Annotated in this window: 14 protein-coding genes, 1 pseudogene and 1 other annotated feature; of the genes and pseudogenes, 2 read left to right on the top strand and 13 right to left on the bottom strand. The window is 40.1% G+C overall.

Annotation, left to right across the window (positions count from 1 at the left end; all coding sequences use genetic code 11):
* Window positions 1–235: 235 nt before the first annotated feature.
* The 12 genes from pezT to mecA form a co-directional block, all read right to left on the bottom strand.
* Entirely contained in the window at window positions 236–1006 is a 771-nt protein-coding gene (pezT, locus tag KUA57_RS08470; RefSeq protein WP_033685075.1) for a type II toxin-antitoxin system toxin PezT, read from the bottom strand.
* Window positions 1006–1482, bottom strand: coding sequence for a type II toxin-antitoxin system antitoxin PezA (gene pezA, locus KUA57_RS08465; protein ID WP_125448005.1), 477 nt, complete (start codon window positions 1480–1482; stop codon window positions 1006–1008). Before pezA ends, pezT begins: the two co-directional genes overlap by 1 nt.
* 151 nt (window positions 1483–1633) lie before the next feature.
* Entirely contained in the window at window positions 1634–1861 is a 228-nt protein-coding gene (locus KUA57_RS08460) for a hypothetical protein (RefSeq protein WP_115904248.1), read from the bottom strand.
* 501 nt (window positions 1862–2362) lie between these two features.
* Window positions 2363–2731 carry a 50S ribosomal protein L7/L12 gene (rplL, locus tag KUA57_RS08455; RefSeq protein ID WP_001196965.1) on the bottom strand — a complete coding sequence of 123 codons (369 nt, stop codon included), beginning with the start codon at window positions 2729–2731 and terminating at the stop codon, window positions 2363–2365.
* A gap of 72 nt (window positions 2732–2803) precedes the next feature.
* Window positions 2804–3304, bottom strand: coding sequence for a 50S ribosomal protein L10 (gene rplJ / locus KUA57_RS08450; RefSeq protein ID WP_001287277.1), 501 nt, complete (start codon window positions 3302–3304; stop codon window positions 2804–2806).
* A gap of 38 nt (window positions 3305–3342) precedes the next feature.
* Window positions 3343–3478: a sequence feature (ribosomal protein L10 leader region), on the bottom strand.
* 75 nt (window positions 3479–3553) lie between these two features.
* On the bottom strand, window positions 3554–4813 hold the full coding sequence (locus KUA57_RS08445) for a TRZ/ATZ family protein (protein WP_218494063.1): 1260 nt from the start codon (window positions 4811–4813) through the stop codon (window positions 3554–3556).
* A 101-nt stretch (window positions 4814–4914) separates the two neighbouring features.
* Window positions 4915–6663: an ABC transporter ATP-binding protein gene (locus KUA57_RS08440; protein ID WP_084862399.1), complete on the bottom strand. Its 1749-nt coding sequence runs from the start codon at window positions 6661–6663 to the stop codon at window positions 4915–4917.
* Between the two features lies 1 nt (window position 6664).
* On the bottom strand, window positions 6665–8389 hold the full coding sequence (locus KUA57_RS08435; RefSeq protein ID WP_218494062.1) for an ABC transporter ATP-binding protein: 1725 nt from the start codon (window positions 8387–8389) through the stop codon (window positions 6665–6667).
* Window positions 8390–8449: 60 nt separating this feature from the next.
* Entirely contained in the window at window positions 8450–9388 is a 939-nt protein-coding gene (gene msrB / locus KUA57_RS08430; RefSeq protein WP_218494061.1) for a peptide-methionine (R)-S-oxide reductase MsrB, read from the bottom strand.
* Between the two features lie 214 nt (window positions 9389–9602).
* Entirely contained in the window at window positions 9603–10472 is an 870-nt protein-coding gene (thrB, locus tag KUA57_RS08425; protein WP_125448003.1) for a homoserine kinase, read from the bottom strand.
* Between the two features lies 1 nt (window position 10473).
* Entirely contained in the window at window positions 10474–11760 is a 1287-nt protein-coding gene (locus KUA57_RS08420; RefSeq protein ID WP_084862407.1) for a homoserine dehydrogenase, read from the bottom strand.
* Window positions 11761–11911: 151 nt separating this feature from the next.
* Window positions 11912–12649, bottom strand: a complete 738-nt coding sequence (gene mecA, locus KUA57_RS08415) for an adaptor protein MecA (RefSeq protein ID WP_084862409.1) — start codon at window positions 12647–12649, stop codon at window positions 11912–11914.
* A 207-nt stretch (window positions 12650–12856) separates the two neighbouring features.
* On the opposite strand from mecA, the pseudogene KUA57_RS08410 reads away from it, so the two are divergent.
* Together KUA57_RS08410 and KUA57_RS08405 are read left to right on the top strand one after the other, a co-directional pair.
* Window positions 12857–13161: pseudogene (locus tag KUA57_RS08410) on the top strand (helix-turn-helix domain-containing protein); the annotation flags it as partial.
* Window positions 13162–13197: 36 nt separating this feature from the next.
* Entirely contained in the window at window positions 13198–13923 is a 726-nt protein-coding gene (locus KUA57_RS08405; RefSeq protein WP_125448009.1) for a polysaccharide biosynthesis protein, read from the top strand.
* Window positions 13924–13970: 47 nt separating this feature from the next.
* On the opposite strand, the gene KUA57_RS08400 is transcribed toward KUA57_RS08405, so the two are convergent.
* Window positions 13971–14618 (bottom strand): N-acetylmuramoyl-L-alanine amidase family protein (locus KUA57_RS08400; protein ID WP_431830576.1); only part of this gene is annotated, 648 nt, incomplete at its 5' end.

Genomic DNA, 14618 nt, shown 5'->3' with positions numbered 1-14618 from the left:
TTTGAATCAGTATTTATACTAGATTCCGTATTAAGAACTCCATAACTGTTTTTCTAAAATATAACTTTCAAATATCCTTAAATATAGATGAGGAAAAACTCAATCTCAGAAGAAAATGGAGTAAATCTTCCTACAAGAAAACGCATAGTATCAAGTTTCAACACCTAATACTATGCGTTTTTCTGATTTTAAAGACTTTTTTATCCTAAATAGACTATATTTTAAAATTCGTGATCTAACCACCATTTCGATTAGTTAAATCTTTCAATCTTTCTTCTCCAGATTTAAGCATCTCCTTCTCTATTTGACTCCACTCTCCAAACAGTAAGTCTTGAAGAATATCTGCTGCTGAAGTCTTATCTTGTTCTGAATCATATACACAACTTCTATCTCGTTGATAAATTTGAATTCTTTCAAAAATAGCTAGTTTTTCCAATTGCCGTGTATTATCAACTAGATGATTTACAATGAAATCATGATGTTCTTTTGGAGTTGCGCGTGCTTGATTTGGATTGATAGCGTACAGTTCCTCGTATCGGATAAGAGTGCTCAGATAGGACAGCTTAGGCTTTGTCGCAATCAAGGCTAATTGTACTTCATATCCCTTACTTTTCAAGAGTTGTGCTGTTTCCTTTGGAACGTCAATCGTTCGTAAAGTTCCCTCTATCAAAAGATTGTATCCCAAATGACTCAATTCTGTTACTAAAGACTCTACCATTTTGCCTGCAAAATCTTTGGTGTATTCTACACTATCTTTGCCATATTCTTGCTGCAGTTTTATATAGTGTGGATGCTGAGAACGAAAACTATCGCCATCAATGATAATAATATTTCCTTGAAATTCTTTCTGTTTAATACGATGAATTGTAGTCTTACCAGCACCACTTTGCCCTCCAAGCAAAATCGCTATAGGTTGCTTACTGGACTTTTTTCCTCTTGTCAGTGAACGAAGATTCCGTGCTAGAGCATGTTTGAATTCACTATCAGTATAATCTTGGATTTCCATTAAGCTACCATCCGCTTTTCAGATATCTCTAACATACGTTCAATTCCATCCAAATAGCCGCTATATCTCTCTATTTCATCAAAAGTTTCTACTAAATAGATATTCGTATGAATCAAATCAGATAGATCATCACTCATTAAAATCCAAGGATTAGATTCATCATCAATGCTAATTCCCTGACCATCTTGATAGCGATAGAGTCGAGAAAGTAGATTAGCACCTCTTTCTTTCACAATTTCAATTTTTAAAGTCAATTCATAATCTTCAACAGGATTGAGCATTTTATCTTCTCCTACAATATCGACATAAGATACATTAAACTTCTGGCAGATGATGTCTATTAGTTCCGTAGAGACTGAACTAGTTCCATTTTCATACCGACTTAAGCTGTTCCGAGAAATTCCTATAATTCGGGCAAATTCGGGTTGTGTTAAGTCATGTGTTTTACGTAAGTATTTTATGTTCTTTCCAATCATGGCAAACTCCTTTATTTTTATAATTCAATTATAGCATAAAAATCATAACGCACCAAAATTGGTGCGTTATTTCTTGTTTTTCTAGCCTAAACTTTACTTCTAAAAAAGCAACCTTAAAGAGTAATTCCTTTTTCGGTGGCTTTTCAAAATACTATACATTAAAATACTCTTGTTTAATTTTTGTAAGCAAATTGTTAGCAACAGAAGTTACACCAACATGCATCAGTTCAGGATCATAATAATCTAGATTACGAGCATAGTCTTCTGCAACAGTCTGAGCAATACGCTCATCCAATTTATAATTAGAGGCTTTTAATAGTGCTTGAAATAATTCTGAACTATATAGTTTAATATTATTTTCCAATGATACTACTGCCATTTTTGTAACTCCTCTCCTGTCTTTGATTGATAAACCTTCTTTATTTTAAGATTGGTTGTGAATGGATAATTGTTTAAAAGAATAGAGGTTTCTAAACTCAGCAAGCATTTCTTCTTTTGTAATTTCATTCTGACGAAAACGAGCTAAAGCTTGGGTTGGATTGGATTGGCATCAGTCTGAACACTATAGATAAAATCAAAATGGTGTTGTAATTCATCTGAATTTTCCCGATTTTGAAAGACAAATTCCGCAAAATCTAAATCTGACTCTGATTTTTTATGTTTTGCAAAATAGTGACAACGATAGTCAGGGTTCTTAAAAAGTTCTACAAAACGAGTCCTGTTCTCCAAAATAATTTTATTAAAAAGAAAAACCCTGCCAAATTAATTTTTGGTAGGGTTTTTGGTAGGAAACTAAATAAATTTATCAGTTTCTAAAATGTGTTCACGATTCTAAAAGGCTGATACTATAGTATTCCGAATTCTAATTGGTATATGCCTCTTATTTAAGAGTAACTGAAGCTCCAGCTTCTTCCAATTTAGCTTTGATTTCTTCAGCTTCTGCAGTTGCAACGCCTTCTTTAACAAGTGCTGGTGCACCGTCAACAAGTTCTTTAGCTTCTTTAAGACCAAGACCTGTGATTTCACGTACAACTTTGATAACGCCAACTTTTTTGTCGCCTGCAGATGTCAATTCAACGTCGAATGAATCTTTAGCAGCACCAGCGTCAGCAGCACCAGCTGCAGCAACAGCTACAGGAGCAGCTGCAGTTACACCAAATTCTTCTTCGATAGCTTTTACAAGGTCGTTCAATTCAAGGATTGAAGCTTCTTTAATTTCAGCAATAATGTTTTCAATGTTCAATGCCATTGTTATTTCCTCCAAATATGTTTTAAATTTATAATATATTTTCGTAGCTAGGCTACGCTGCGTAGCTTAAGATTAAGCTGCGTCTTCTTTGTTGTCTGCAACCGCTTTGACTGCAAGAGCAACGTTGCGCACTGGCGCTTGAAGTACAGAAAGGAGCATAGAAAGAAGTCCTTCGCGGTTTGGAAGAGTTGCAAGAGCAAGAATCTCTTCTTTAGATGCGACAGCGCCTTCGATTGCACCACCTTTGATTTCAAGTGCTTCAGCGTTTTTAGAAAAGTCGTTCAAGATTTTCGCTGGTGCGATAACATCTTCGTTAGAAAATGCTACTGCAGATGGTCCAACAAATACAGATGCAAGATCTTCAAGACCAGCTTTTTCAGCTGCACGACGCAAGATTGAGTTTTTAATAACTTTATACTCAACTTCGCTTCCACGAAGCTCACGACGAAGAACTGTATCTTGCTCAACTGTCAAACCACGAGCGTCTACAACGACGATAGATGCAGCAGCTTTCATTTTTTCAGCTACTACGTCAACTAGTTCCGCTTTTTTAGCAATAATTGCTTCACTCATTAGTGTGTTCACCTCCGTTATTATTTTGCTTGGGGAAATTTTTCAAAAGAAAAACGCGCCCAAACCTAGACACGAAAGTACAATACGCTTCTTTTTACATGATACGTTTTGTCCTCGGTAGGATATTTATGAGTCGAGCTCCCCTACTGTCTTAGGCAGTTTTTTCAAACCGTATATAAGTATAGCATAGTAAAAAAAAGAATGCAAGATTTTTGCAAACTTTTTTTAAAATTTTTCGTGATTTTTCTTTTAAAGTTCTACTGTTAGTACTTGGCCTTGCTTAACAACCTGTTCTCCAGCGATATAAACATCATCAACATCACTGGATTTAACAGCATAGATGAGATGAGAAAGCATATTTTCCTGAGGTTGGAGATGAATTTTTCCTTGTGGTTGAATAACGAGAAAATCTGCTTGCTTGCCGACTTCTAGACTTCCTATCTGATTTTCCATTCCTAGAACCTTAGCCCCTTCGATTGTCAGTGCCTTGAGAGCTGTTTCGATAGGAAATTGGCTGGCATCCCCACTTTTCATCTTCTGAAGAAGGGCTGCAGTCCGTCCTTCCTCAAACATATCTAGATTGTTATTGGAAGCAACCGAATCTGTCGCAATTCCTACTGCCACTCCTGCTTTTTGCAGTTGAATGATGGGAGCAATCCCTGATGCCAGTTTGAGGTTACTAATAGGATTGTGGGCAATAGACACTTGAGAAGTTGCCAAGCGTTCAATTTCTCTCTCGTTTAATTCAACCCCGTGAGCAAAGACAGACGGATGATCTAAGTAACCCAGTTCTTCTAGAAAAGTAAGGGGGCGTTTGCCGTATCGTTTCAGGATAATTCCTGACTCCTCCTTGGTCTCCGCCACGTGGATATGGATTGGAATAGCAAGCTCTTTTGCCATGTCTAAACTTTCTTCCAGCAAGTCTCTATCACAGCTGTAGGGAGAATGTGGGGCTACCATCACCTTGAAATTTGGATTTTTATATCCAATAATTTCCTCAATGATTGCTCGAGTTTTACTTATCGTCTCAGCAGTTGTTTCTGCCTTTGAGGAAAAGAGGGTCGGTGAAAAATAACAACGCATCTTGGAAGTTTTCACTGCCTGATAAATCCGTTCAATATCCACACCATTGGGATTATACATATCGTTAAAGGTTGTTGTTCCCGACTGGAGCATCTCTATCATAGCTTCTTTAACCGCTCTTGTAGTCATGTCGGGAGTAAATCCTGCTTCTGCTGGCCAGATATAGTCATTAAGCCATTCATGGAGATTGCTATCATCTCGAATTCCTCTCAATCCTGTCATAGCAGAATGGGTGTGACAATTGACCAAACCAGGCATAATCCAGGCCCCCTGATAGTCTATAATCTGCTCAGCTTGCTCTAAAATCTCTGAATTCTCTTGACCGACATAGACGATTTGAGAATCCTTAACTGCTAAGATTCCATTCAGATAAACATGGAAATCTTGATCACAAGTCACGATATTTACATGCTGATAGACTTTCATTGTTTTTCTCCTTCTAAGGCCTTGATTTTTTCTAGCTATTGTAACAAAAAAGTCACCCGAAGGCAACTTTTTTCGTCCATAAACTTTCAAAAGAGAATGGCTTATTCAAAGCTAAAATCTGCTGCTTGCTGCATTTGATAATACTTACCCTTTCGAGCCATGAGTTCCTGATGGCTCCCATACTCAACAATGTCGCCATCCACCAAGACAAGAATCAAATCCGCATCCTGAATGGTTGACAAGCGGTGGGCAATGATAAAGCTTGTACGCCCCTTCATGAGTTTAGCAAAGGCATCCTGAACCAGCACTTCTGTCCGCGTATCGATGGAAGAGGTTGCCTCGTCTAAGATAAGAATCTTTGGAATAGTCAGAAAGACTCGGGCTATGGTCAAGAGCTGGGCCTGACCAACAGAGAGAGATTCTCCTGCATTTGCCAACTTGGTATCGTATCCCTGCGGCAACTGTTGGATGAAAAAGTCTGCATTGGCTGCTTTGGCAGCAGCAATCACTTGCTCCCGACTGGAATCAGGATTTCCAAAGGCAATATTATCATGAATAGTTCCTTGCTTGAGCCAGGTTTCTTGAAGCACCATTCCAAACTGCTGGCGTAAAGAGGCACGACTATAATCATAAATGGATTTCCCATCCAGCAAGATATCTCCTGAGTTAATAGGGTAAAAACGCATGAGGAGATTGATAAGAGTTGATTTTCCAGCACCTGTCGGACCAACAATAGCAACCTTGCTACCAGCTGGAATATCAATAGATAAATCCTTAATCAAAATCTTTTCAGGATGGTAGCCAAAAGAAACCTGTTTAAAGGAAATAGCTCCCTTAACTTGGTCACTAGTCAACTCTTCCTTACCTGTTTCAGCCACCTCAGGACTATCTAAGACTCCATAAACACGTTCTGCACAAGCCAAGGCACTTTGCAACTCAGCTAGCACTGAAGAAATATCATTAAAAGGCTTGGTGTACTGTTGAACATAGTTCAAAAAAGTCACTAAGCGTCCAATGGTCAAGGTAGAGCCTATCATGATACGATAAGCTCCCACTCCAGCTAGAAGGGCATAAATAAGCGCATTGACAAAGCGAGTCGAAGGATTGACCGTTGAAGAATAAAAGATAGCTGACTGTGAATAACCTGCATAGTTGTCATTAGCCTCACGCAGCCTTTGGATAAATTCTGCCTGAGCATTAAAGGACTGGATAATGGTCTGCTGGCTAAGAGATTCTTCAATCAACTGAGTTTGAATCCCCCTTGTCTCTGTTTGCTTTTGGAAGAGATGATAGGAGCGTTTGGCAATAAAGCGTGAGATTACCATAGACAGTGGCGTCAACAGCAAGACCAAAAGAGTCATGAGGAGATGAATTTGAAGCATGGCTAGAATACTAACCAAAATCATTAAGACACCAATGAAAAATTGGTTAAAAATCATGGTCAAGCCGGCTGCCAACTGTTCTATGTCTGTGGTCACACGACTGACCATCTCGCCACTGCCCTGCCGATCCACAAAAGCAATCGGTAAACGATGGAGCTTATGGATGATTCGCTCTCGCAAGTCTCTGGTATAAGAGAAGATTAGGTGATTATAAAGAAGAGGATTGGCCCATTGTACCAGAGTATTTCCTATGACTACCAAGAGCATCTGAAGGAAAATTTGCCAAAAAACTGGTGAGGAACCAGCCACTAGGACTTGGTCGATGACCTGCCCAATCAAGATAGGTAGGTAAATCGATAAACCAACTTGGGCAATAGTTCCTAGAAAGGCTAGGAAAAGGAGGAAGGGATGGCTTGCAAGGTCTTTAGCCAAACGTTTGAGCGTCTGTTTTGCAGTTTGTTGTCTCATGCTAGTCCTCCTTACCATGTTGGGATACATTGATTTCACGATAGACTTGACTGGTCTTCATCAAGTCATCGTGCTTGCCGATAGCTAGGAGCTCACCTTTTTCCAAGAGGAGAATCTGGTCTGCCATCTGAAGTGTCGAAGTCCGTTGAGAAATCAAGATTAAACTTGTATTTGGCAGGTTTTCTCGGATAGCTTTCAAGAGCTTGGACTCGGTAATGGTGTCCAGGGCCGAGGTCGCATCATCTAGGATGAGAAATGGAGCTTGGCGCAAGACTGCTCGTGCGATAGACAGCCTTTGTTTTTGACCGCCCGAGAAATTTCGCCCTCCTGCCTCAACTAGGGCATCCAATAGTCCTTCCTTTTCACTGATAAAATCCTTAGCTTGCGCAATCTCCAAAGCCTGCCAGAGTTCTTGGTCAGTCACTTCTTGATTTAAACCTAGAGTCAAGTTAGAACGAATGCTTCCCTTAAAGAGTTCGACCTTTTGGGGCACATAGGCAATCCATGACCGCCACTGCTCCAAATTACTAGGACTAGATCCATCTCGATAAGGGTAAATGCTCCCCTTATCTGCTGGATAAAGTCCAAGAATGAGTTGTACTAAGCTTGATTTACCGGAACCAGTTCCCCCAATGATACCAAGGATTTGTCCTTGAGTCATATCAAAGGAAATGTCTCTCAGAGAAGGCTGGGCCGCATCAGGATAGGTAAAGGTCAATTCTTGGACTTGTAAAACCTGATTTCTAGTAGCTTGCTTTTGTTCTAATTCTGAATGAATATCTTCTGGAACCTCAGCAAAGACTTCCTCGATTCGCTTGGCTGAGATATAGGACTGGTTGAGAGAATTGATCAGCATGGCTAGCTTGACCAATTCCACCAAAATCTGTAAAAGATAATTAATAAGGGCAATGAGAGCACCTTGACTCAGCAATCCTCCTTGAATAGAAATATAGCCTTGCCAGATAATAACAAGGAGGGTTCCATTAACAATCAGATAGGTCAGAGGAGTTAATAAACTGGACCAGAAACCTGTCTTTTCTTGTAATCTAGCATAGACTTGGTTAAGAGTTTGAAAAATTTGTAACTCTCGTTTTTCTTGACCAAAAGCACGAATAACCCGCATTCCTTGTATTTGCTGACGCGTTTCTTGAACCAGTTGGTCCGTTTTCTTTCTCAGACTGCTGTAGAGAGGATTAACCAGTCTAGAGAGCCCTACAATAACAATGGTCAAAATGACAACCATGACCAAGAACCAAAGAGTCAGCTCAGCTGAGATTCGATAGGCCATAAAAATGGCTCCAAAAACGATAATAGGCGCTCGTAAAAAGAGACGCAGGAATTGATTGATACCAGTCTGAATCTGGTAGGTATCCGAAATCAAGCGAGTGACCAAGCTAGAAGTGGTCAAACGATCTCTGCTGTCCTTGGGCAAGGAAAGAATATGGCGATAGAGGTCACCTGTCAATTCTTTGGCAAATCCAACCGCAGCCTTAGCTGAGTAGAACTGGGCTATTAAGGCCACTAAAACGCCAATCACTGCAAAGATAAGGAGCAGGCCAATCTGCATCCAGAGATGACCTTGATTTTTCTGGGGTAAGGATTGATCAACAATCCCAGCAATCACCATGGGAACCAAGAGCTCAAACACAGCTTCTAGTAGTTTGAACAAGGGGGCTAAAATGGATTCCTTGATGTAGGGTTTAAAGTAAGATAGTAGGTGTTTCATAAATCCTTTCTATTCGTATTCTGGAAATGAAGAAAGTGGGAAGCACCCACCCTCTCTGATTTATTTGTTTAAGTAAGGCAGTAGATAGCCATATCCTGCTTCTTCCATCTCATCCTTGGCCACAAAGCGCAAGGATGCAGAATTAATACAGTAACGAAGTCCACCTAACTCCCGAGGGCCATCTGTGAAAACATGACCCAAGTGAGCATTTCCTGACCGAGAACGAACTTCGATTCGCTCCATTCCATGACTGAGATCCTTGTAGTAGTGAATCAATTCCTTGGAAATCGGACGACTAAAACTTGGCCAACCACATCCTGAGGCAAACTTATCCTTGGCGAAAAAGAGTGGCTCACCCGTCGTGATATCTACATAAATCCCTTCTTCAAAGGTTTGGTCATAGGCATTGGTAAATGGAGCCTCTGTCGCAGCTTCTTGGGTGACACGATAGGATTCTTCTGATAAGCTTTCCTTTAACACCTCTTGACTAGGCTTTTCATAGTTAGAGGCATCAATCAAAGGTTTCTCAGCATCGGTCACATCGATATGACAGTAACCTGAAGGATTCTTCTTAAGATAGTCTTGGTGGTAATCTTCAGCCAGAATGTAGTGGCGAAGTTTCTCCACCTCTACTGCAATCTTTCGCCCAAGCATGCGCTCCTGCTCCTGCACCACTGTGTAGATAGCTGGCAAGTCTGCTTCATCCTGGTAATAAATCCCAGTTCGATATTGGCGACCACGGTCATTCCCTTGTTGATTGACTGATAATGGATCAATAACACGGAAATAATAAAGCAAAATTTCTCTGAGTGATACTGCTTTCTCATCGTAAATAACTTGAACCGTTTCTGCATGGTCTGTTTCCTTGAGCAACTGGTAATTGGTCGTTTCGACTTGCCCATTAGCGTAGCCAACACTGGTTGCTAGCACTCCAGAAATGCGTGAAAAATACTCCTCTAAACCCCAAAAACAACCACCTGCTAAATATATTTCTGCCATCTTCGTTTCTCCTTTACCAAGTTTTTAACTAATACTCTTCGAAAATTAAATTCAAACCACGTCAGCTTCCATCTGCAGCCTCAAAACAGTGTTTTGAGCAGCCTGCGGCTAGCTTCCTAGTTTGCTCTTTGATTTTCATTGAGTATAAACTGCTTTTCAAAAAAAGGATAGGAAGCCCTCTGATCAAGAGTTTCCCCATCCTATCTTCTATTCTTTATTTTGCTTCGACACGGACACCTTGGGTATCAACTTTCAAGTCATGAAGTTTTCCTTTGAAGGGTTGCTTTTCCAATTCTGCCTTAATCGTTGGCATCTTGTCGTGAGAAGCCAAAACCATAACTGTCGGCCCAGCACCAGAAAGGTAGGTTGCATAGGCACCATTTTCTTTGGCTACTTGCTTAATCGTCGCAAATTCTCTCACCAAGTCCTGACGATAGCGCTCGTGGAAGAGGTCGCCCTCGATTGCTTGCCCAGCGGTCACCATGTCTCCTGCCAACAAGGCTGCAACCGCCACATTGGCGATAGAACTAGCCGCAACAGCTTCCTTGTAAGACAATTTCTTAGGCAAGACGCCACGGCTGTCTCGAGTACGCAATTCATAGTTTGGAATGTAGGCTAGAAAATCACATTCTGGGAAGTCTGCTACGATAGCAGAAACTTGCCCTTCAACGGAACTTGCAATAACGAGATTACCATAAATGGCTGGAGCCACATTGTCAGGATGGCCTTCAATCTTAGTCGCTAACTGCAATTTTTCATGATCAGTTAAATTAAGATTTGCAAGTTGGTTAGCTAATTCAATCCCAGCTACAATAACCGAGCTGGAAGAACCCAAACCACGCGCCAAGGGAACATCACTAGTCATTTTCAAGCGTCTAGGTTGCAAGTCTGGCACAATTTGCAAAGCAATTTTGAGCAAGAGATTACGCTCGTCATGTGGAATCCATTTGCCAATCTGGTGTTCAATCAGCCACTCTTCTCGTTCTTCACATACCTCAATTTGAAGATACTTGGTTACAGCTACACCGACCGAGTCAAAACCTGGCCCGATATTGGCACTGGTTGCAGGTACAATAATCTTCATCTTATTCTCCTAGCACCTTGAAGGTATTCAAGAGGTCGAATTCTGAAACCTTCTTCAATTCAGCTGAGACATTTTCAAGTTGGGCTTTATTAATCTTGTGTGTTATGATCACAACACGCGCCTTGTCACCATCTTTTCCATCTTGGAGGATTTGCTTGAAGGAAATATCTTGGGCATTAAAGATTTCAGCCAACTTCAAGACCTGACCTTTTGAGTCTGGAGCCAAGATTGAGAAGTAGTAATTTGCTTTAACATCTTCAGGATTTGCCAAGACCAAGTCACGGCTATATTCGTTGAAGTCTTTGCCAATGGTTCCATCATTCAGGCGACGAACGATACGGACAATATCCGCCACAACACTTGTTGCAGTTGGTTTTTGACCAGCACCTGGTCCGTAGTACATAGACTCACCGATACCGATAGATTCTACAAAGACAGCGTTCATTACCCCATTTACACTGGCAAGTGGATGCGCTTTAGGAAGGAAGGTTGGAGTCACTTCTGCAGCAATTCCTGAAGAAGTTTCCTCGATAGAACCAACCAATTTCACTACATAACCCAAGTCTTGGGCTACAGCTACGTCTTCTGGTGTGATGTTACGAATTCCCTTGTGAGCTACATCATCAAAGGCAACCTTCATGCCAAAGGCAAATTGGCTCAAAATCACCATCTTGTAGGCTGCATCAATCCCATCTACGTCATTTGTCGGGTCGCTTTCTGCAAATCCTAGACGTTGCGCTTCCGCAAGAGCATCATCGTAAGACCAGCCTTCTTCCACCATCTTGGTCATCATGAAGTTGGAAGTTCCGTTGACCACGCCAAGGACACGCGTAATTTTATCAGAAGCCAAGGAATTTGCCAAGGTACGAAGAATTGGAATCCCACCAGCTACTGCTGCTTCATAGTAAAGTGCTACCTTGTTAGCTTTAGCGATTTCTAACAATTCTGCACCATGGACAGCCAAAAGGTCCTTGTTAGCAGTAACAACGTGTTTTCCAGCTTCCAAGGCACGAGTGATAAAGGTTTTAGCAGGTTCGATACGCCCCATCAATTCCACTACGATCGTAATGTCTTGATCTGACAAAATGTCATCCACATTGGTTACAAAGTTAAAGTCATTCCCTGCTGCAAGCAAGCGATTCTTTTCATCTTCATCCTTGACCAACACCTTAGCAACTTCAATCTCTGAATGTGCCGATTGATTGATTTTTTTTCCATTTTCCTTTAGGAGGAAAGGCACACCACTTGCAACGGTACCAAATCCTAGTAAAGCAATTTTAACTGTCATGTTTGTCTCCTCGAAATTTTCTATTATAGCCATTATAACAGAATTTTGTGAAAATTCCTATCATAGTAATTCACTATTTCAGTATAGAAAAGAAAAAACGAATCAAACGATTCGCTCTTCTTATAATCTAGAAATAGCTTTCCAGAAATGATTATCCGATTTTTTGCAGATTGAGCACAGCATCGTGATTCATCAAGACTTGGCCATACTCTTGCAAGACTGAACGACTGATGTCACTATCGTCTGCAAACTCGCGCATACGGGCCAAAAGCCACGCTGGATATGGACTTGGATGATTTTCAATATCCACTAAAATGGTCAAATAATAGCGCTCATTCATCTTGTAGAGTTCAGAAGTTTCCATCTCAAATGTCACTGTCTTGGCAAAAGCCACCAAATCAGCTAACTTAGCAAAAGAAAGGATGTAGTAGATGTAAGGCTCTTTCTTGCTCTCAACTTCTTGTTCAACCTGTTCCTGCTCTTCTTCCTTGGCTTCGACTTGCTCTAGAGATTGAATGGCTTCGATATCATCCTTTGTTTTGTCTGCGATACTTTTTTCCAAGGTTTTGATAAATTCATCTGGCGACATTTGAGCCAATTCTTCCATGTCTGGCAAATCCGATAAGTCTTCAAAATCTAGATTTTGGTCAATCTTTGATTTGGTTACAAAGACATCTACCTTATCAGGTTTTGGAGTCACACGGAAGCTCAACATACCTGTATCTAAAAAGCTATCAGGCATCTCTAACTCATCCAAGATAGCATAAAAGAACTCTTCTGTTTTTTCTTGAGGAACGAGAAAGTCAGCAATCTCCATTCCTCGATCCATCAAATCCTCTAAAGACATCGTGATTTTTAAAGTTGTATCACTGATTTGTTTCATTTTCATTGCTAGTAACCTCATACTTTCAGTTCTATCTATTATACTAGATTTTTACGATTTTATCAAAAGAAGGCTCCTCTGTCGGGATAGATTTTCCCTAGGGTAACTTCTCAAAGTAACTTCCACTTGCCTGACCGAAGTGGAAATTAGTCTAAAACGGATTTTTATGGTGGAATTCAGTGTGAGACGTTTGAGTTAGAAATAAGGCTCACTATGACAAAATATAAACATCTTACCCTTTCAGACCGTAACGATATCCAATTAAGCTTAGAGCGCGGGGAAACCTTCAAAGCTACCTGACAATCCATTCTAAAAGACAAAACTACTGTTTCCAAAGAAGTCAAACGAAACAGACAGTCCGAGAGTCTACATGCGATAACCTTCCTTGTCCTCTACTCGACAAAGCTCCCTTTATCTGTAACGGTTTCCCTAAAAGAAGACAGAATTGTGGCTATAAGAAGATTTTATACCTAGCTAAACAAGCTCAAAAACAGTACGAACAAACTATTGATGAAAACTACATTTCTTATTACACCATTGCTTCCAGCATCGTTATGTTGATTGCTAGTGTCTTGAGTGGAGCTATCAACGTCAGTATTCCACGTCTAGGCTACTATCTCGGTAAAAAAGACTACGAGTCTTATAAAAATCTTCTAAATCAAGGCGCTGCCCTCTTTTACTTCCTCATCATTCCAACCAGTATTGGGATTATGGTATTGGGAAACTACGCTGCAGTCATCTACTCTTCTGAAAAATACCTTGAAGCTGGTATTGTGACTAGTGTCTTCGCCTTTCGTACTATCATTTGGGCCATTGAATTAATCCTTGGTAAACAAATTATCTTCATCAACGACCACGAAAATCGTTTAACAGCCTTTTACTTCCTTGGTGGTGGAGCTAATATCCTATTCAACAGTCTCTTGTATTTCAATAATATTTTTGCACCAGAGTACTACATTGCTACTACTATTATTGCAGAAACTGTAGTTGTTCTACTGGAAATTTACTTTATCAAGAAACATAAGTTGCTTGATTTAAAAGAAATCTTTATTACCTTAACACGCTATACTATTGTATCGCTCGGATTTATTCCAATCTACTTAGCGTTTAAATTCCTTTTCCAAATCAACTCTTATACAGTCAACTTCAATATGGTACTCATGGTTCTCGCGACTGTTGCGACTTGCGGTATTTATTATCTCTTGACGCTATTTCTTACCAAAGATAAAACACTCCACTATGAACTCAATCTTGCACTTGCTAATATTAAAAGAAATTAAAATAATCCCCTGCTAATAGACTATTCTACTAGCAGGGGATTTTCTCATTATTCCTTTGATTTCTTGTTGGAAATACTTTGATCTACAATTGAGTCCTCTTTTTGTTTTTCTGAATTAGAAGAGTTCATTTCTTTTTGTTTTTCTTGTTTATCTTCCTTATTCATATTTTCTGATTTATCAGTCAAAGTAGACGTTTCCTGTTTGTTTCTAGATTGATTTGGATTCTTATCAACAGTAACTACTTGTTTCCATACACCTTCTTCATTAACTTTATAACCATCAGGTGTTGTTGCATTCTTCAATAAAGAACCATCAGCTTGGAAATAGTACCAATTACCATCAACCTGTTTCCAGCCAGTTTGCATCTCTCCTGTTGAATCAAAGTAATATTGATCACCATTGACTTTTTGAAGACCAACCAACATGATGCCATCTTCAGGATTTAGATAATACCAGACGCCTTTGTCTTTTATCCAACCAGTTTTCATGGCTCCATTTGATTCAAAGTAACGGTAATGATTATCAAACCATTTCCAGCCAGTCTGCATGGCTCCAGATGCACTAAAGTAATATTGCTTGCCATCTACTTGATTGAGGCCAACCAACATAATGCCATCATCAGGATTTAGATAATACCAGACGCCTTTGTCTTTTATCCAACCAGTTTTCATGGCTCCATTTGATTCAAAGTAACG

The sequence above is a fragment of the Streptococcus vulneris genome, from assembly GCF_019218685.1.
Lineage (GTDB): Bacteria > Bacillota > Bacilli > Lactobacillales > Streptococcaceae > Streptococcus > Streptococcus vulneris.
The sequence above is the reverse complement of the archived record's forward strand: the minus strand, read 5'-3'. Positions and strand labels throughout refer to the sequence as shown.